The organism is Ruegeria sp. BHSC037, from assembly GCF_059613045.1.
The window spans coordinates 85,764-104,212 of the sequence record NZ_JBXWRT010000002.1; the positions used below are offsets into that span (position 1 = coordinate 85,764).

Below are 18,449 nucleotides of genomic sequence, written 5' to 3' on the forward strand. Positions count from 1 at the left end.
CTTGTCCGCCAGACATTCAGGATTGACCGACACCGCAAAACCATATCATGATCCGCCCGACCCGAAACAGAACCGCGCAGGCAGGCTGCCTTGCGCACGCGACCTCGGAAGGAGGAGCCCGCCCACAGCGGGTCCGAGGTCGCGCTCTTTTCGTTCTGCTTTGGGGGTTGGACGGCCCCGTTCAGGCGCAGCCGGGCAACCAGCTGCCCGTACCGTCGGGGCAACCGGTCGAGTTGAGTGAAGTCCTGCTGGACAACAACCCAGGCGAGCTGTGGCTTCGGTTCCGGTTCATCGCACCCAAGATTGGGGGCGAGGTGGGGCGCATCGGCTATGACGTGGCCGCCAAGGACATGCTGCACCTGTGCCAGACGCTGGTCGTTCCCTATGTCGCGCATCACGATTTGCAACCTGCGCGGGTTGTGATTTCGTTGTCCGACAGGCCGATTCAGTTCGGGGATGTCGCCCCGGACGCAACCCAGTTTTTCGAAGCCTACCGGTTGGAACGATCCACCTGTATCTGGGAGGAGCTTTGACCATGACTCACCCGATTCATCTGCGTCGAGCCCAACTTTGCACTCTTGCGGCTTTGGAGTTGCCCATGACCCATTCTTCCCGATGTGGACGCCCGCACCGGATTCGCTTGACCGCGGCCCAGGTGCCGCCATGTTGAAACACCGCGGTTTTCCCGGCCGGTTGCCCGGCACCGATTTCCAGTTCACGATTCGGCGCGCAAACCCCAAGGGGGTTACGCCCCTAACGCGGCGCGAGCGGTTCCGTGATCGCAAACCGGCCGATCGTCGCGCCGACGCGGCTTTCATGGAGGCCCTGTGGGAGCATTTCGGGGATCAGCCGTTCGAGCGCGGCAATCTGGATGCCGGTCGCCTGAGCTGGCTGTTCGGCCGCGAAGTCGTTCCGGCCGAAGATCCGTTTGATCCTGCCAGTTATGACGCGTTGTTGAAAATAGATGTCGATGTTGCGCGGCAGTCATTTCCCGACATCTTCGACGGAGCGTCCTAGCTAGTGGATCGGGGTGCCACATATCTGACCCGGGACCATACGCGCGGGTTGGCCTTGGACTGTCTGCCCGGAGCCGATGCGCGCGCCGTGATCCTGCAGCGCGGACGCAGTCCATTCGGCGCAAAATCGCGCCCCTGCGCAGCGGATGGGCAGGTTTCAGCCGGAAATGAAATTGGAAACAATGATCGCTTGGTGATCGGAATTGTCCAATGCACAATTACGGGGCCGTGCGGCTCGACTTTGCCTGCGTCGCACAAGCACCTACTATTCCGTACCCCTTCCTTCCGCGGGCAGGCCGATCCTTCCCAGTTCGACCTGTCCGCGGTCTTCTCCTCGTCACCGGCGCGCCCTTCGCGGCAAAATCCTGCGCAGGATCCCTGCGGGGCAAGTCTGATATTGAATAGCAGGCCCGGTTTCGGGCAACTGAACGGCAGTTCGTCAAGAAACCAAAAGGGGCAGATCGAATGCGAGCTTCACGAGTCATTCTTGCGTTGGCGGCATGCGCCGGCATCACCGCCTGCGGTGAAACAATCGGAGAACAGGCGATCCTGGGTGGCGGAGTCGGGGCCATCGGCGCCGCCGTCGTCAGCGCGGACCCGATCGTCGGGGCCGCGGTCGGCGCGGCGGGTAATGTGCTGTACTGCAAAACCCAGAACAACTGTTACTGAAACCTTCATTGCGGGGCGCGCGCCGTCCCGTCCACCATTTGACGGCACGCCGTTGCGGGGCATCAGCCCGGCAACGGCGTTTTCGTTTGTCCAGAACACAAAGACAGAGGACGTTCCATGTTCAACAAGATCCTGATCGCCAACCGAGGCGAGATTGCCTGCCGGGTCATCAAGACCGCTCGGAAAATGGGAATCGGCACTGTCGCCATCTACTCGGATGCCGACAAGCACGCGTTGCATGTGGAAATGGCCGACGAGGCGGTTCACATCGGCCCCCCGCCGGCGAACCAGTCCTATATCGTGATCGACAAGGTGATGGACGCAATCCGCCAGACCGGCGCGCAGGCGGTTCACCCCGGCTATGGCTTCCTGTCCGAAAACGCGAAATTCGCCGAGGCGCTCGAGGCCGAAGGCGTCGTGTTCGTGGGCCCTCCGAAAGGGGCGATCGAGGCGATGGGTGACAAGATCACCTCGAAGAAGATCGCGCAGGAGGCCGATGTCAGCACCGTTCCCGGATACATGGGCCTGATCGAGGATGCGGACGAGGCGGTGAAGATCAGCCAGCAGATCGGCTATCCGGTGATGATCAAGGCCAGCGCCGGCGGCGGCGGCAAGGGCATGCGCATCGCCTGGAACGACGACGAGGCGCGCGAAGGCTTCCAGTCGTCCAAGAACGAGGCCGCAAGCTCGTTTGGCGATGACCGGATCTTCATCGAGAAATTCGTGACGCAACCGCGCCACATCGAAATTCAAGTTCTCTGCGACACGCACGGCAACGGCATTTATCTGGGTGAGCGTGAATGCTCGATCCAGCGTCGCAACCAAAAAGTGGTGGAAGAGGCCCCGTCGCCCTTCCTGGACGAGGCGACCCGCCGTGCGATGGGCGAACAGGCCGTGGCGCTGGCCAAGGCCGTGGGCTATGCCAGCGCGGGCACGGTAGAGTTCATCGTGGATGGCGACAAGAATTTCTACTTCCTGGAAATGAACACCCGCCTGCAGGTCGAGCACCCGGTGACCGAGCTGATCACCGGTGTCGATCTGGTCGAACAGATGATCCGCGTCGCCGCGGGCGAGCCGCTGTCGATCACCCAGGACGACGTCAAGCTGACCGGCTGGGCGATCGAGAACCGGCTGTATGCCGAGGATCCCTATCGCAACTTCCTGCCCTCGATCGGGCGGCTGACCCGCTATCGTCCGCCGCAGGAGGTGGCCGCGGGCCCGCTGCTGGAAAATGGAAAATGGCAGGGCGATGCGCCCAGTGGCGAGACAGCCGTGCGCAACGATACCGGCGTCTTTGAGGGCGGCGAGATCAGCATGTATTATGACCCGATGATCGCCAAGCTGTGCACCTGGGCGCCGACCCGTGAGCAGGCGATCGAGGCGATGCGCGTGGCACTGGACAGTTTCGAGGTTGAAGGCATCGGCCACAACCTGCCGTTCCTGTCGGCGGTGATGGATCACCCCAAATTCGTCAGTGGTGACATGACCACCGCTTTCATCGCCGAGGAATACCCCGATGGGTTCAACGGTGTCGAACTGCCCGAAGGCGACCTGCGCCGAATCGCGGCCTCGTGCGCAGCGATGCACCGGGTGGCCGAGATCCGCCGCACTCGCGTTTCGGGTCGGATGGACAACCACGAACGCAAGGTCGGCAAGCGCTGGGTGGTCACGCTGCAGGGGCAGGAATATGCCGTGCAGGTGAATGCAGACCGCGACGGTGCTACGGTCAAGTTCGAGGACGGCGCCGCCCTGCGCGTCAGCTCGGACTGGACACCCGGTGACCAGCTGGCGGTTCTTGACGTGGACGGCAGCCCACTTGTGCTGAAGGTCGGCAAGATCTCGGGCGGGTTCCGTATCCGCAACCGGGGGGCGGACCTGAAGGTGCATGTGCGCCGGCCGCGCGCTGCCGAACTGGCCAAGCTGATGCCCGAGAAACTGCCGCCAGACACCTCGAAAATGCTGCTGTGCCCGATGCCGGGCCTGATCGTGAAGATCGATGTCGAGGTCGGGCAAGAGGTGCAGGAAGGTCAGGCGCTGTGCACGGTCGAGGCGATGAAGATGGAGAACATCCTGCGCGCCGAGCGCAAGGGGGTGGTGTCCAAGATCAACGCCGGTCCGGGCGACAGCCTGGCCGTCGATGACGTGATCATGGAGTTCGAATAACGTCCATGAGCGCTTGCCCGGAGAATGTGGGTTTTGCCCGTTTTGCCGCCATCTGCACCGTCAGTGCGGATGGTGCGGGCGTGGCAGACCCCCTCTGCCGGGCGGGTCTGAGTCGTCAGCGCCCCTCGCGCCGTTCGCGGACTTCGCGCTCGCGCAGGGGGGTCTTGTCGATGGACCGGCTGATCTCGCGCACGCTCCACGGCGTGGGTTTGCGCAGTTTCACCACCCCGTCCTTGTCGACGAAGACCATCGCGAACCCGCGCGGGCGCAGTTGCGTCCGGATTGGGGATCGCGCTGAAGGGTCGGTGTCGGTCAGAACGACGACGTCACGTTCGCGCATCATGTCTTCGCCGTCCTTCAACATCTCGATCTGCTGTTGGAATCGCGGATCGGCCGGGGTGTCTGCAAACACCACGATGGGCCGGTGGGTCCAGAGAAACTCGCTCAGCTCACTGTCGCCGGCGGGGCGGATGAAGGCGTCTTCTTCCGCGGCCGCGCCGTCCGCCGCCCAGGCGGCGAGGGGCAAAAGTGCTGAAAAAACCAAGGTAATCAAGCGTGTCATTGCGTCTCCCGTCATCCTGAATATAGCCTTTGTCCCGGCGAATGCGACCGACGAAATGACTTTGGGCATCAAAAAAGCATGCGCAGCAGCGCAACGATTGCGTGATCGCGGCAGGCACCAATCCAACCGGGTGGAGTTTCCTGGTGGCGGGGTGTTGGCATGGAAGTGATTCTGCACTGCGGTGCGCATCGGTGCGCCACGACGAGTTTTCAAGGTTTCATGGCCGCACATGCCCAGGGACTGGAGAACCAGGGGCTAGTGTACTGGGGGCCTGAACGCACGCAGTCCAATGGTCTCAACAGTCTCGACAAACTGACGCCCGACATCTGCGCGGGTTTGCACCAGGAGTTGGATGCATGCAGACGCCAGGGCGCTCGGCAGGTTCTGATCAGCCAGGAGAACTTTGTCGGTTCCATGGTTCGGAACTTCGCCTACGCCTCGCTGTATCCAAACGTACTGGAGCGGGGGCAGCTTCTGGCCCAGGCCTTTGGCGGACGGGTTTCGAAGATTGCGCTGAACATCAGGTCGCTGGACATGTACTGGGCGTCGGCTGCGGATTATTTGCTCAGCCGCAAGAACACATCGATAGAACCCGAGCGCTGGCAACGCATCGCAAACGGCAAACGGAGTTGGCGCAATGTCATCGCGGATTTGAGCCGTGCGTTCCCGGGCATTCCTTTTCTGGTTTTGCCCTTCGAGGAGTTCTGCGGGCAACAGCACGCACAGCTTGAGGTTCTGACCGGTCTGTCCGTGCCGGACACGGGCCGGCGCTTTGCGCTCAACGGCACATCCCGGCCGGCCGGGCATGGGCTGAACGCCCAGCAGGCCATGAAGCTGTGCATCGACTATGCCGACGATCTCGCCTGGCTGGCCTCGGGCGCCGACGGCCTTGCCGAATTGATAACCCACACGGGAACACATGATCGCGGGACCGCGCCCGCGCAAACAGGATTGGAACAGAGGATATCGACATGACCGATATGAAGGACTGGCGCGCGCTGGCCGAAAAGGAACTGCGGGGGCGCCCCGTCGAGGACCTGACCAAGACAACGCTGGAAGGGATCGCTGTCAAGCCGCTGTACACGCAGGACGACACCGCCGACCTGCCGCACATGCATTCTTTGCCGGGGTTCGCGCCTTTCACCCGAGGGGTGCGGGCGACGATGTATGCAGGCCGCCCGTGGACCATCCGCCAGTATGCCGGCTTCTCGACGGCCGAAGAATCGAATGCCTTCTACCGCCGCAACCTCGCGGCCGGTCAGCAGGGCGTGTCGGTGGCCTTCGACTTGGCCACGCACCGCGGCTATGACAGCGACCACCCGCGCGTGGTGGGTGACGTGGGCAAGGCCGGTGTCGCCATCGACAGCGTCGAGGACATGAAGATCCTGTTCGATGGTATCCCGCTGGATCAGGTCTCGGTCTCGATGACGATGAACGGCGCGGTGATCCCGATCCTGGCCAATTTCATCGTCACCGGAGAAGAGCAGGGCCATGACAAATCGGTCCTCGCGGGCACCATTCAGAACGACATTCTGAAGGAGTTCATGGTCCGCAACACCTATATCTATCCGCCCGAGCCCTCGATGCGGATCATCTCGGACATTATCGAATACACCTCGAACGAGATGCCTAAGTTCAACTCGATCTCGATCTCGGGTTACCACATGCAAGAGGCCGGGGCGAACCTGGTGCAGGAGCTGGCCTATACCCTGGCCGACGGGCGCGAATATGTCCGCGCGGCCATCGACGCGGGCATGGACGTGGACAAGTTCGCAGGCCGCCTGTCGTTCTTCTTTGCCATCGGCATGGATTTCTTCATGGAAATCGCCAAGCTGCGCGCTGCGCGCACCCTGTGGCACCGAGTCATGACCGAGTTCGGGGCCAAGAACGAACGCTCGAAGATGCTGCGCACCCACTGCCAGACCTCGGGCGTGTCGCTGCAGGAGCAGGACCCCTACAACAACGTGATCCGCACGGCCTATGAGGCGCTGAGCGCGGTTCTGGGCGGCACCCAGTCGCTGCACACCAACGCGCTGGACGAGGCGATTGCGCTGCCCACCGATTTCTCGGCCCGGATCGCCCGCAACACCCAGCTGATCCTGCAGGAAGAGACGGGCATCACCAACGTGGTCGATCCGCTGGCCGGGTCCTATTACGTCGAAAGCCTGACCAACGAATTGATCGAAAAGGCCTGGGCCCTGATGGAAGAAGTCGAGGAGATGGGCGGCATGACCAAGGCGGTGGCCAGCGGCATGCCCAAGCTGCGGATCGAGGAAAGCGCCGCGCGCCGCCAGGCGATGATCGACCGCGGCGAAGAGGTGATCGTCGGCGTCAATAAGTATCGCAAGGAAAAGGAAGACCCGATCGAGATCCTCGAGGTCGACAACCAGGCCGTTCGCGAGGCGCAGATCGCCCGGCTGGAACGCATCCGCGCGACCCGGGACGAGGCCGCCTGTCAGGCCGCGTTGGACGAACTAACCCGGCGCGCGAAAGAGGGGGGCAACCTGCTGGAAGCTGCCGTCGAGGCCGCGCGTGCCCGCGCAACCGTAGGAGAGATCAGCATGGCAATGGAAAAGGAATTCGGCCGTCATCGGGCCGAAGTGAAAACGCTGGCTGGTGTCTATGGCGCAGCTTACGAAGGTGACGAGGGCTTTGCCGCCATCCAGAAATCGATCGAGGAATTTGCCGAGGAAGAGGGCCGCCGCCCGCGTCTTCTGGTGGTCAAGATGGGCCAGGACGGTCACGACCGCGGGGCCAAGGTGATCGCCACCGCGTTCGCCGATATCGGTTTCGACGTGGACGTCGGTCCGCTGTTCCAGACCCCGGCCGAGGCCGCGCAGGACGCGATCGACAACGACGTGCATGTGGTTGGAATTTCCAGCCAGGCGGCAGGTCACAAGACACTGGCGCCGCAATTGGTGGAAGAACTGAAGAAGGCTGGCGCCGAGGATATCATCGTTATCTGCGGTGGTGTCATCCCCCAGCAGGATTATCAGTTTCTGTATGATCATGGGGTCAAGGCGATCTTCGGTCCGGGGACCAACATTCCCGAGGCGGCGCAGGACATCTTGCGCCTGATCCGCGAGGCCCGCGGCTGATCCCAGGTGCAAGGGGGGCTGTCTGCCCCCTCTGCACGATGCCTGCGGCTTCGTGCATTCACCCCCGAGGATATTTAGGGCCAGATGAAGTGTGTGGGCCTGGTGTTTCGTGATATCAGGGGGCATGAGGTAGGGGCTGGGAGGTGGAGGCTCGGTCATGGAACTGGATCATCTTGCGGTGGCCGCTGCGACGCTGGAGGAGGCCGTGGCCCATGTGGAGCAAGCGCTGGGCGTGCAGATGGCGCCGGGCGGCAAGCACGCGGCCTTCGGCACGCACAACTATCTGCTTGGGTTGGACGAAGGCCTTTATCTTGAGGCGATTGCGATTGACCCGCAGGCCCCCGATCCCGGGCGGCCGCGTTGGTTTGATCTGGATCGGTTCGCAGGGCCGCCCAAGCTGAGCAACTGGATCTGTCGGGTTTCCGATTTGCAGGCCGATCTGGATGCGTTTTCGGTTGATGTGGGGCAGGTCCATGACCTTGAACGGGGCGCCTTGCGGTGGAAGATGGCCGTTCCAGAGTCGGGCCGGTTGCCATTTGACAATCTGTTCCCGGCGCTGATCCATTGGCAGGGCGATCTGCACCCGGCGGGGATGCTGCAAGCCAGTGGATGCCATCTTCGACGATTGGTCGTTTTTCATCCGGACGCGCTGACGATGGCGCGATTGCTAGGTCAGCTTGATCGGGTTGTGTTCGACACCGGGCCGGTCGCGTTGCGGGCCGAGTTCGATACACCCCACGGTGTGCGTGTGCTGGAATGATCGTCCGACCGGCTCGGACCCGGGATGCGGTGGCGATCGCGGCGATCACCAATCAGGTGGTTCGGGACACCCTGGCGACCTTTACGACCGAAGAGCGCAGCCCGGCCAGTATTGCCGAGGACATCGCCGCGCGAGGGCCGGCGTTCCAGGTTGCCGAATGGCGGAACCAAGTGGTCGGGTTTGCCACCTATGGCCGGTTTCGCACCGGTCCCGGCTATGACGCCACGCGTGAACACACGATCATGTTGGACCCGCAGGGGCAGGGGCAGGGGGGCGGTCGAAGATTGATGGAGGCTCTGGAGCGGGTCGCGCGGGCGGATGGGGTTCATGTTCTGGTTGCGGGGATCTCGGCCGAGAATCCCGCGGCGGTTTCCTTTCATTCGGCTTTGGGGTTCACGCAGGTCGGGCGCATGCCCGAGGTGGGGTTCAAATGGGGCCGATGGCTGGATCTTGTGCTGATGCAGAAAATTCTTCGTCCGAAATGATTGGTCGCACCTGACAGTCCGGTTTGGGCGCGTTAGGGTGCGCCCATGTCGATCTGGTCCCGCATATCCGAAGCGCTGAGCGCGCTGGCCAAGGGCGAAAGCCTGGCAACGGTTTTCGAAAAGCTGCGCACGCCTCCCGAAAAGTCCGTGGCCTTCGCCATCGCCGTGATCGCGCTGGGGGCGAAGATGGCCAAGGCCGACGGTCAGGTGACGCGCGACGAGGTGACGGCCTTCCGCGAGGTATTCCGCATTCCGCCCGAGGAGGAAGCCGGCGCCGCCCGCGTCTTCAACCTAGCCCGTCAGGACGTGGCCGGCTATCAGGAATATGCCAGCAAGATAGCTCGGATGTTCTCCGAGGACAGCACGACCTTGTGCGACCTGATGGAAGGGTTGTTCCACATAGCCATGGCCGACGGGTTTTATCACCCCAACGAAAACCGGTTTCTTGAGGATGTGGCCCAGATCTTCGGCCAGTCCGAGGCGCAGTTCAAGGCGCTGCGGGCCAGGTTCGTGCCCGATGCGCCCAAGGATCCCTATACGGTTCTGGGCGTCACCCCGGATATGCCGTTGCCGGAAATCCGCAAGGTCTGGCGCAAGCTGGTGAGGGACACCCATCCCGACGCCATGATGGCGCGCGGTGTGCCGGAAGAAGCGATCCGTCTGGCCGAGAAGAAGATGATCGACATCAACCGCGCCTGGGACGAAATCAACGGCGCGCGGGCCTGAGCGATGCGGCTGGCGACCTATAATATCGAATGGTTCGCCAACCTGTTCGATCGCCACGACAAGCTGGTCGTCGATGATAGCTGGTCGGGGCGGCGCAACGTCACCAAGGCACAGCAGGTCGAGGCCATCGCGACGGTTCTGACCGCGATCGACGCGGACGCCATCCTGATCGTAGAAGCGCCCAATACCGGCAGCAGCCAAAACACCGTGCGCGCCCTGCAGGAATTTGCCGAGGTGTTTGGCCTGCGCACCTCGCAGGCGGTGATGGGTTTCCCGAATGACACCCATCAGGAGCTTGCCCTGATGTACGACCCGGACAAGCTCAGCGCCCGTCACGACCCGATCGGAGACCGCGAGACGGACGGGTTCGCCGGCGACGCGCCCCGGTTTGACGGTGAATTTCGCATCGACCTGGATATCGACGCGACCGAAGACATCGTCCGGTTTTCGAAACCACCGGTGGAACTGGCCGTCAAAACGGCGGACGGGCTCGAGTTTCGGATGATCGGCGCGCATCTGAAATCCAAGGCGCCGCATGGGGCGGACACGCCCGAGCAGGCGATGCGGATTTCGATTGCCAATCGACGCAAGCAGTTGGCCCAGGCGGTGTGGCTGTCGCATCGGGTCAAGGCGCATCTGGCTGCGCACGAACCGGTGGTTCTGCTGGGCGATCTGAATGATGGGCCGGGGCTGGACGAGTTCGAAAACCTATTCGGGCGATCCTCGGTCGAGATCCTGTTGCAAGCCGGCCTGTTTGACCCCCACGCGGCCCAAGCCTGCCGGCCCCGACCGGGGTGGATCCCGTCGACCGCCCGCTTTCCGCGGCCTGAAGAGGGCCAATATCTCGAGGCGCTGCTGGACTACATCATGGTCAGCCCCGATCTGAAGGCACGCCGCCCGGTCTGGCGCATCTGGCATCCGTTGCGGGACGAGCATTGCTGGAGCGTTCCCGAATTGCGCGAAGCATTGGTCACCGCGTCCGACCATTTTCCGGTCACTCTGGATATCGATCTCTAGCCCTTTCAACCTGATCGTCCGCCCCTTATCTTGGACGCATGAAGCATCTTGTTCTGACCGTTTCGCTCGCTTTGGCTGCCCTGCCTGCCGCCGCGCAGGAGCCTCAAGGCAAATCCCTGATGGAGCAGGGGGCCGAATTGTTCTTTGAGGGGTTGCGCCGGGAACTGGAACCGGCGCTGGAGGATCTGCGCGATCTGGCTGACCAGTTCGGCCCGGCGATGCAGTCCTTCCTGCAGGAGATGGGCCCGGCGCTGGCCGAACTGGCGGCGCAGGTTCAGGATTGGAGCGCCTATGAGGCGCCCGTGATGCTGCCCAATGGCGACATCATCATCCGCAAGAAGCCCGAGCCGCCTTTGCCGGAAAGCCCCGCACCCGAGGCTGAAGAAGACCGACCCGAGGGCGAAGACGTCACGGATATCTGACCGCCCGGGTCATTTCTGGATGATGACGCGCGGTTCGGATTTCAACGCATCGGCCAGCGAGTTGAACCGTGCCTCGGCGACCTCGTTGAACAGCGGGCTGAGCGAACCGGGCAGATACAGTTCAAGCTCGCGTTTCTTTGGGTAGAACCGTAGCTTGCCGATGGCAGCGTCATTCTGCATCCACAGCATTGCCCCGAACCGCATGGCCTTGCCCAGAATCTCGGCCTGTTGCTGGTCTTTCTCGTCGAGCAGCTCATAGAGCGGCGCGAACCGGTTGCCGTGGCGTTTGTTGCGGTATCTGTGTTGCAGCGCCAGACCGATGAAGACCCGTTCGGAATGTTTCAGCCCGCCAAGATTGGCACGGGTCACGTTGTCAAAGCAGACCTCGGCCCGGTAATCAGGGTGGGCGCGCCAGCTGACGTCATGCAGTAGACAGGCGGCCTTGATCAATCGGATTCGGGATTGTGGCGCCGACCGGAACAGCGGCATCACGAAATCGAACAGGTGGCGGCCGAACCCCGGCAGTCGGGCGTCCTTCTGCTCGGAAAACCGGCAGGCCTCGATCAGCGGGTCTCGGTCGCGCAGGATTTGGGGCATCTGTTCATACAGAAGCCCTTCGCGTATGCCATAGCTCGAGATGGCGATGTCCTTGGGTTTGAAGGTGCGGATTAGGCGCGACAGCACATCCATCGCATAGGGAACCAGCGCCATGCGCGAGGCCGACACCCCGGCCCGCGACCGCAGCTTTTCGGCGTCGTTTTTTTCGATGAACTTGATCGTCTCGCGAACCTGCTTGGTGGTCATGCGGTATTCATGCAGCACGTTCAGCGGATAGCCACGGCGCAGCATGTCCAGCCGAGCGAAGGCCCGCCAACTGCCCCCCACAAGGAACAGCCGGTCGCGCTGCGGCCCCAGCTTGTCACGCAGGGCCTCCATGGTTTCCTTGATATGTGCCTTGCGCGCCCGTCGCCCGCCCTTGATATCGCGCAGCTTCAGCGGCCCCAAGGGCGAGGTCACGCAGCGCCCGACAGAGTTGCCGCCGATCTCGGCCAGTTCCATAGAGGCGCCACCGATGTCGCAGATCAGCCCGTAGGCGCCGGGCCAGCCCAGCAGCACGCCCTGAGCGGACAGCCGGGCCTCCTCCTCGCCGTCGATGACCGATACGTGCAGGCCAGTCTCGGCCCAGACCTGGTCGCAGAAATCGGGGCCGTCCTCGGCCTCGCGCACGGCGGCGGTGGCCACCACATGAAGGCCGGGTAGGTCCAGATCGCGCGAAAGGTGTTCGAACCGGCGCAGGGCGGCCAACGCACGTTCACGCCCGCGCGGGTTCAATCGCCCGGTTTCCGACAGCCCGGCGCCCAGTTCGCACATCACCTTTTCGTTGTAAAAGTAGGCCGGCGAGCGCGCCGCGCCGTCAAAGATCACCATCCGCACCGAGTTCGACCCGACATCGACCACTCCGACCCGCGACAGGTCGCGAATCCCCGGGTCGTCGAACAATGGTCTCCCGAATGATCCCCAATCCGGAATCCTGGCTGCAATCTGTTCCATGTTCTTCCCCGGGGTCCCTTCCTGCGCAGGATGCGAAATCAGACCCAAACGGTCAATCACCGGTGATGGTTTCGTCGACGTCCTTGTTCAGCACGCGGACGGCCAGTGCCCGGGTGATTTCGCGCTTTTCCATCAACGCGACGTGATCCAGTTGGGCCACGACCTCGGCGGCGGTCTCGAACCGGCGGTCCATGTGCTTGACCAGATAGGCGATCACCTCGGGGCCGGGGTTCAGTTGCCGGTCCACGAACAGCTTGGCCAGAACCGCGCCCAGCAGCGCATCGTCGGGCGGGTCCAGGGCCACGTGATGCGCGCCCTCGACCCGGCTTTGCAGATCGGCCAGGGGCAGTTCCCAGAACCTGGGCGCCAACCGTCCGGTCATCAGCAGCGAATGCCCTTCCGCCAGAACAAGGTTGTGCAGGTGAAACAAGGTTTTCTGCTGTTCGATGTCGCCCGCGATCATCGGCACGTCCTCGACCGCGACCGGCGACCGCGCCAGGGCGGGCACCAAATCATGGCGCAGGTCTGCCGCCGACACGATCCGCCCCCCGGTTTCGGCCGCCCAGACATGGGCCAAATGGGTTTTGCCGGACCCGGCTGGGCCGGACAGGACCAGCTTGTTGCCTGGCCATGAATTGGCCGAGATCATAGCCACCGCCAGCGCATTGGCCGGTGATACAAAAAAATCCTCGCGTCCCAGCGCGGTCTTGGCTGGAAGATCGAAACTCAGTTGTCTGGCCATTTACTCGCTTTCCCGGTCCAGCTCGTCATGCCCCCGGTAGAGGCGGCCTGCCAGATATTGCGAAGTGGCGAAACGTGCAAGCACGCCCAGCGACGCCGCGACCGGAACCGCGATCAACATGCCCACGAATCCGAACAGCGATCCGAAGACCGACAGGGCCAGCAGCAGCCACACCGGGTGCAACCCGACCGAGCTGCCCACCAGCTTGGGGGTCAGTAAATTGCCCTCGACCACCTGGCCGATGGCGAAGATCCCGGCCACCAGGCCGATCGATGCCCAGTCGCCCCAGAACTGGAACAGCGCCAGGCCGATGGCCAGCGTTCCGCCGATCAGGGCGCCCAGATAGGGAATGAAGGTGACCAGCCCCGCGATGAAACCCACGATCAGGCCGAACTGCAGGCCTACGATCATCAGCGCTACCGCATAGTAGGTGCCCAGGATCAGGCAGACCGACCCCATTCCGCGCACGAAAGACGCCAGCACCGCGTCGATTTCCGAGGCCAGACGGCGGATGGTCGGCGCATGGTCACGGGGCAGAAGCTGGTTGATGCGGGCAATCATGTGATCCCAGTCCAGCAGCAAATACACCGCCACCACGGGCACGATCACCAACAACAGTACCACGTTCACGGCCGATCCCACCGAGGCGACGACCGTTTCGAGGATGTCGCCGGACTTTGCCTTGAGGGTTTCGCTCAGCGACATCAGGAATTGATGCGTGTTTGACTCACTGTCCAGAAGCGCGGGAAACCGCTGTTCGACAAAGGTGCGTAGTTGTTGGAACAGGGTGGGCAGGGTTTCGACCAGATCGGCCAGTTGCGTGATCAGCGCCGGAACCACCATCAGGATTATCAGAAGAAAGGTCAGCACGCCGATAATCGTGATCGTTGCGGTCGCCGCCGCACGCGACAGACCCAGGCGCTCTAGCCGATCGGCCAGGGGGTCGAGGAAATAGGCGATCGCGCCGCCGATGACGAAAGGCAGCAGGACATCTCCCAGCAGCCAAAGCACCAACACGAAAACGGCCGCGGCCACGCCCCAAAATTTCAGCTGGTCCCGAACCGGCAACGCCATCATGGTCTCCTGTCTGCAGGCCTGTGGTTGTTCTTGGACGATGCAACCTTGTGATGCAAGCGCTTCATGAGACGGGATTTTGGCGTGGCGGACAAGCGGTGCACCGGTTTCGTCGTGGTTTGATCAAAGGCACAGCCGCCTGGCCACGAACCGGCGATTGGGTCATTGTCCGATTGCCCCCGGCGGGGCTTTCGCATAATCACGTGTCCGTGGAATTCTCACCTGCAAGGTAAAAACATGCGCCTCAGCCGTTATTTTCTGCCCGTTCTCAAAGAGAACCCCGCCGAAGCCCAGATCGTCAGCCACCGGCTGATGCTGCGCGCCGGGATGATCAAGCAGGCCGCCGCCGGGATCTATTCGTGGCTGCCGCTTGGCTTCAAGGTGCTGCGCAAGCTGGAAAACATCGTGCACGAGGAGCAGATCCGCGCCGGGCACATCCCGATCCAGATGCCGATCCTGCAATCGGCCGACCTGTGGCGCGAATCCGGGCGTTATGATGACTACGGCCAGGAAATGCTGCGCATGAAGGACCGGCACGGCCGCGACATGCTCTATACGCCCACGGCCGAGGAACTGGTCACCGACATCTTCCGCGGTCATGTCAACAGCTACAAGGACCTGCCGCTGACGCTCTACCAGATCCAGTGGAAGTTCCGCGACGAGATCCGCCCCCGTTTCGGCGTGATGCGCGGCCGCGAGTTCTACATGAAGGACGGCTACAATTTCGACCTGACGAAAGAGGACGCGCTCCACGCCTACAACCGCCACCTGGTCAGCTATCTGCGCACCTACGAACGCATGGGCCTGCAGGCGATCCCGATGCGTGCAGACAGCGGCCCGATTGGCGGTGACGACACGCATGAATTCCTGGTGCTGGCCGATACCGGCGAATCCGAGGTGTTCTATGACAGCGCGGTCACCGACATCCGTCTTGGCGAGCGCGAAATCGACTATGACGACAAGGCTCAGTGTCAGGCGATCATGGAGGAGTTCACCTCGCTCTATGCCCGCACGGACGAGACCCATGACGAGGCCCTGTTCCAGCAGGTGCCCGAGGAACGCCGCCGCAGCGCGCGTGGCATCGAAGTGGGGCAGATCTTCTATTTCGGCACCAAGTATTCCGAGCCGATGGGCGCCACCGTGCAAGGTCCCGACGGCAAGCAGGTTCCGGTGCACATGGGCAGCCACGGCATCGGCGTCAGCCGCCTGATCGGCGCGATTATCGAAGCTAGCCACGACGACAAGGGCATCATCTGGCCCGAGGGCGTGACCCCGTTCCACTGCGGCATCGTCAACCTGAAACAGGGCGATGACGAGGCCGACGCAGCCTGTGACAAGATCTACAAGGCGCTGACCGTGCTGGGACTCGAGCCGCTCTATGACGACCGCAACGAGCGGGCAGGTGGCAAGTTCGCTACGATGGACCTGATCGGCCTGCCCTGGCGCATCACCGTTGGCCCGCGCGGGCTGAAGAACGGAGTGGTCGAGCTGACCAACCGCCGCACCGGCGAAAGCGAAGAGCTGAGCCCCGAGGCCGCCGTAACCCGCATTGCCGAGATCTATGAGCGCACCGCCTGATACCGGTGACTCGCCGCTGATCTCGGTGATCACGGCAACTTGGAACCTGCTGTCCCAAGGGCGTCAGGACACGTTTCGTCGCGTCATCGAATGCATGGCGCGGCAGAATTGCGACCGTTCCGAGCACATCATTCAGGACGGAGCATCGTCGGACGGGACGGTCGAATTTATTCAGGACTTGATCGCCAACGCTCCGCGCACGCGCCTGATCAGTGAACCGGACCATGGCCTGTACGACGCGATGAATCGCGGCGTCGAAGCGGCACGCGGCGAATATGTCCTGTTCCTTAATTCCGACGACTCGTTGGCCGCGGATGATGTTCTGAACCGGGCGGCCGAGCGACTGACCGCGACCAGTCCCGACTATCTATTCGGATCAACCCTTCACCGGTCCGCGGACGGCGGCGAAAAGATGGAAAAACGGATGTCGGTCAAGGCCATCCTTCAGCGTATGCCGTTTTGCCATAACTCTGTTTTTCTGCGGCGAGATGTTTTTCAGGAATTGGGGGGACACGACACTCAGTTCCGCATCGCTGGTGATTATGACCTGATGCTGCGGTTGGTTGCCGGGGGCTATCGCGGCGAAAGGATGGATGAGCCGATTTCATTGTTCTGGGACCGCGGCGAGACCAGCGACCAGCAAGCGACGGGACGGGATTATGCCCGCGTCTGGCAACGGTTCTTTGCCGATTATCGCGCGGCACAAGGCTTGGATCTGGATGATTTTGCAGAGTTCTATCGCCGCGGGCATATGCCGGCAAACCTGCTCACCGAGGTGCTGAGGCGCCCGGAAACGCCGCTGCCGATCCGGCGGGCCGCAAAACACAGCCTTGCCAAATCTCTGCGCCGGTCCGTCCAGTTCTGGCGGCGGTACTAGGACCCGCCCGTCGCCGGGCGCGCGCGAAGCAGTTCACCATCCGCCCTGTCACCTCGGGCGACTACGACGGGGCGACCCATACGACGGACCAGATCCTTCAATTCGATGTCCAGAAACCGCAACCCGCAAAGCCGTTTTCCGGTCGCTCGGTCCATCAGGCACATGCGCCCGCTTTGGAATGCCAGGCGATAGCCTTTTTCACGCAGCGTGTCGGCAAGACCGGCCCAACTGGCCGCGCCGGCAAACAGCGGTCGAATGACGGCCCGCAACAACGCTGCGGTTTCGCAATCCATGTCCTGAGATATGATCGTCGTGGCTGGCGCACCAACCTGTTCAATTTCCTCTTCAATATTCATGAGCGACCCCCGCTCTTTAAAATGTATTCCCCCACAATCAGGGTGCCAAAATTTCTCAAAAGAAGCAAAATGCGAAACAAAGTTGCTGTGAAAATGTTGCATTTCAAGTTCAGTATACTGCCTGAACCTCACATTGACTTCATTCCTGAAACAATAAAGACCTGTCTGAGATGGGCTTCACAACCAGTGGTATAATCGTCTTTCACATATCATCTTATGCTGGAATTTGCGCCCGACGGCTGATTCTGCGCCAACGCGGAAAAATGCAGATTTGGCGGCAGGTCGAGAAGCTGATACAGCGGCGCCGAGTGATTGTGAAAGGCAACCCGACCGTGCTAAGTTTTGCCACGATAGTGTATTCCAAGGATTACCCGCTGCTCGAGTTGCAGGCGCGTTCCTTTGCGCGATTTGCTGATCCGGCCAAAGTTGCTTCCATCCATGTGGTTCTGAACGACGTGGACGAAACCGCATTGCAGGCGCGTATCGAGCCCATATTAACGGCCTATGGCCCTCTGCAATCCAAGGTTCGGGTGGTCGGGGGCGATGACATTCTGCTTGGGGCAGGTCAATGCGTCAGGCGCTCACTGGGCGACCGGCTTCTGATTGAAGGACGGCACCGTATCCCTTTCGTGCGAAAGGGGGGCTGGCGCGGCAACAACGGATACCGCACGCAACAGGTGCTCAAGCTGGGCGCCGCACGGATCGCCGAGACGGAGCAGATGGTTATCCTGGACACCAAAAACCTGTTTCTGCGGTCTTTCAATGAGGCAGAATTCTTTGCGGATGGCGGAGCCGCCCGGATTCCGTTCATTTCGGTCAACAGCGATTTTCACCGCAACTGGCTGCGGCAGAGCCTGGACGCTTTGCAGGTCACCGTCCCGGACATTGAGGCGTTGAAGACCACGACGTTTTCGACGCCGTTCCCGGTGCGCAGGTCGTTGGTGTTGGAGGTGTTGGACGAGATCAACGAACGCTACGGTTCGGTGCAGTCGCTCTTCGGGTCGCGCCGGAGACCCTCGGAATTCATGCTGCTGAATGCGTTTTGCCTCCGGTCGGATCTGACTTTGCGCCCGTGGTTCGAGGACGCACCCAGCACCGCGCTGGGGCTGTGGCCGACCTATTCGCAACAGAAGCTGGAAGGCCTGATTGCCAGGATCGACGAACCGGAACTGTTGAGCCTCGGCCTGCACAACCGGGCGGTTTCCATGCTGACACCTGAAACCCGAGATCGCTTGTTCGAGGCCTTGGCGCGACGAGGGATTAGTGATCGTGAGACGACCCAGTCTGTGCTGGATGCAACTTCGTCGCTGGCCGGTTGAACGGGCGCGCGCATCCAGAACCGGCTTGACCATC

Annotated in this window: 19 protein-coding genes; 14 read left to right on the plus strand and 5 right to left on the minus strand. The window is 62.1% G+C overall.

The window, feature by feature from the left end; translation table 11 throughout:
• Positions 1 to 167: 167 nt before the first annotated feature.
• The 4 genes from AC2FMN_RS02230 (at position 168) to AC2FMN_RS02245 (ending at position 3,848) form a co-directional block, all read left to right on the plus strand.
• Complete coding sequence (locus AC2FMN_RS02230) at positions 168 to 533, plus strand: DUF6497 family protein (protein WP_496685893.1); 366 nt, start codon at positions 168 to 170, stop codon at positions 531 to 533.
• Between the two features lie 130 nt (positions 534 to 663).
• On the plus strand, positions 664 to 1,017 hold the full coding sequence (locus AC2FMN_RS02235) for a hypothetical protein (protein ID WP_496685896.1): 354 nt from the start codon (positions 664 to 666) through the stop codon (positions 1,015 to 1,017).
• Between the two features lie 464 nt (positions 1,018 to 1,481).
• Positions 1,482 to 1,685, plus strand: a complete 204-nt coding sequence (locus tag AC2FMN_RS02240) for a hypothetical protein (RefSeq protein WP_149774774.1) — start codon at positions 1,482 to 1,484, stop codon at positions 1,683 to 1,685.
• Positions 1,686 to 1,802: 117 nt separating this feature from the next.
• On the plus strand, positions 1,803 to 3,848 hold the full coding sequence (locus tag AC2FMN_RS02245) for an ATP-binding protein (RefSeq protein WP_496685898.1): 2,046 nt from the start codon (positions 1,803 to 1,805) through the stop codon (positions 3,846 to 3,848).
• Between the two features lie 115 nt (positions 3,849 to 3,963).
• Here AC2FMN_RS02245 and AC2FMN_RS02250 read toward each other — a convergent pair whose 3' ends face one another.
• Positions 3,964 to 4,410 (minus strand): DUF4174 domain-containing protein, encoded by a 447-nt coding sequence (locus tag AC2FMN_RS02250; protein WP_496685900.1) that lies wholly within the window; start codon positions 4,408 to 4,410, stop codon positions 3,964 to 3,966.
• A gap of 159 nt (positions 4,411 to 4,569) precedes the next feature.
• Between AC2FMN_RS02250 and AC2FMN_RS02255 the strand changes: the two genes are divergently transcribed.
• The 7 genes from AC2FMN_RS02255 to AC2FMN_RS02285 all read left to right on the plus strand — a co-directional run bounded on the left by AC2FMN_RS02255 (position 4,570) and on the right by AC2FMN_RS02285 (position 10,918).
• On the plus strand, positions 4,570 to 5,385 hold the full coding sequence (locus AC2FMN_RS02255) for a hypothetical protein (protein WP_496685902.1): 816 nt from the start codon (positions 4,570 to 4,572) through the stop codon (positions 5,383 to 5,385).
• Positions 5,382 to 7,508: a methylmalonyl-CoA mutase gene (scpA, locus tag AC2FMN_RS02260; RefSeq protein ID WP_496685904.1), complete on the plus strand. Its 2,127-nt coding sequence runs from the start codon at positions 5,382 to 5,384 to the stop codon at positions 7,506 to 7,508. The genes AC2FMN_RS02255 and scpA overlap by 4 nt, the downstream gene beginning before the upstream one ends.
• Before the next feature lie 157 nt (positions 7,509 to 7,665).
• Positions 7,666 to 8,268, plus strand: coding sequence for a VOC family protein (locus AC2FMN_RS02265; RefSeq protein WP_496685906.1), 603 nt, complete (start codon positions 7,666 to 7,668; stop codon positions 8,266 to 8,268).
• Positions 8,265 to 8,753 (plus strand): GNAT family N-acetyltransferase, encoded by a 489-nt coding sequence (locus AC2FMN_RS02270; protein ID WP_496685908.1) that lies wholly within the window; start codon positions 8,265 to 8,267, stop codon positions 8,751 to 8,753. Before AC2FMN_RS02265 ends, AC2FMN_RS02270 begins: the two co-directional genes overlap by 4 nt.
• Before the next feature lie 45 nt (positions 8,754 to 8,798).
• A complete protein-coding gene (locus AC2FMN_RS02275; protein ID WP_496685910.1) occupies positions 8,799 to 9,479 on the plus strand; it encodes a TerB family tellurite resistance protein in 681 nt (226 codons plus the stop codon).
• Positions 9,480 to 9,482: 3 nt separating this feature from the next.
• The gene (locus tag AC2FMN_RS02280; RefSeq protein WP_496685912.1) at positions 9,483 to 10,496 is read left to right on the plus strand and encodes an endonuclease/exonuclease/phosphatase family protein; all 1,014 of its coding nucleotides are present in this window, start codon (positions 9,483 to 9,485) and stop codon (positions 10,494 to 10,496) included.
• A 38-nt stretch (positions 10,497 to 10,534) separates the two neighbouring features.
• Entirely contained in the window at positions 10,535 to 10,918 is a 384-nt protein-coding gene (locus AC2FMN_RS02285; RefSeq protein ID WP_496685914.1) for a hypothetical protein, read from the plus strand.
• A 9-nt stretch (positions 10,919 to 10,927) separates the two neighbouring features.
• On the opposite strand, the gene AC2FMN_RS02290 is transcribed toward AC2FMN_RS02285, so the two are convergent.
• Genes AC2FMN_RS02290 through AC2FMN_RS02300 form a run of 3 tightly spaced genes read right to left on the minus strand, consistent with a single transcriptional unit; the run spans position 10,928 to position 14,285 of the window.
• Positions 10,928 to 12,469, minus strand: a complete 1,542-nt coding sequence (locus tag AC2FMN_RS02290) for a Ppx/GppA family phosphatase (protein WP_496685916.1) — start codon at positions 12,467 to 12,469, stop codon at positions 10,928 to 10,930.
• Between the two features lie 52 nt (positions 12,470 to 12,521).
• Positions 12,522 to 13,211: an HdaA/DnaA family protein gene (locus tag AC2FMN_RS02295; protein ID WP_496685919.1), complete on the minus strand. Its 690-nt coding sequence runs from the start codon at positions 13,209 to 13,211 to the stop codon at positions 12,522 to 12,524.
• Positions 13,212 to 14,285 (minus strand): AI-2E family transporter, encoded by a 1,074-nt coding sequence (locus AC2FMN_RS02300; RefSeq protein ID WP_496685920.1) that lies wholly within the window; start codon positions 14,283 to 14,285, stop codon positions 13,212 to 13,214.
• Between the two features lie 237 nt (positions 14,286 to 14,522).
• On the opposite strand from AC2FMN_RS02300, the gene proS reads away from it, so the two are divergent.
• Positions 14,523 to 15,863: a proline--tRNA ligase gene (gene proS / locus AC2FMN_RS02305; protein ID WP_496685922.1), complete on the plus strand. Its 1,341-nt coding sequence runs from the start codon at positions 14,523 to 14,525 to the stop codon at positions 15,861 to 15,863.
• Positions 15,847 to 16,740 carry a glycosyltransferase family 2 protein gene (locus AC2FMN_RS02310; protein ID WP_496685925.1) on the plus strand — a complete coding sequence of 298 codons (894 nt, stop codon included), beginning with the start codon at positions 15,847 to 15,849 and terminating at the stop codon, positions 16,738 to 16,740. The genes proS and AC2FMN_RS02310 overlap by 17 nt, the downstream gene beginning before the upstream one ends.
• On the opposite strand, the gene AC2FMN_RS02315 is transcribed toward AC2FMN_RS02310, so the two are convergent.
• Complete coding sequence (locus AC2FMN_RS02315; protein WP_496685928.1) at positions 16,737 to 17,198, minus strand: hypothetical protein; 462 nt, start codon at positions 17,196 to 17,198, stop codon at positions 16,737 to 16,739. The genes AC2FMN_RS02310 and AC2FMN_RS02315 overlap by 4 nt on opposite strands.
• 161 nt (positions 17,199 to 17,359) lie before the next feature.
• On the opposite strand from AC2FMN_RS02315, the gene AC2FMN_RS02320 reads away from it, so the two are divergent.
• On the plus strand, positions 17,360 to 18,415 hold the full coding sequence (locus AC2FMN_RS02320) for a DUF6492 family protein (RefSeq protein ID WP_496685930.1): 1,056 nt from the start codon (positions 17,360 to 17,362) through the stop codon (positions 18,413 to 18,415).
• Positions 18,416 to 18,449: the final 34 nt, after the last annotated feature.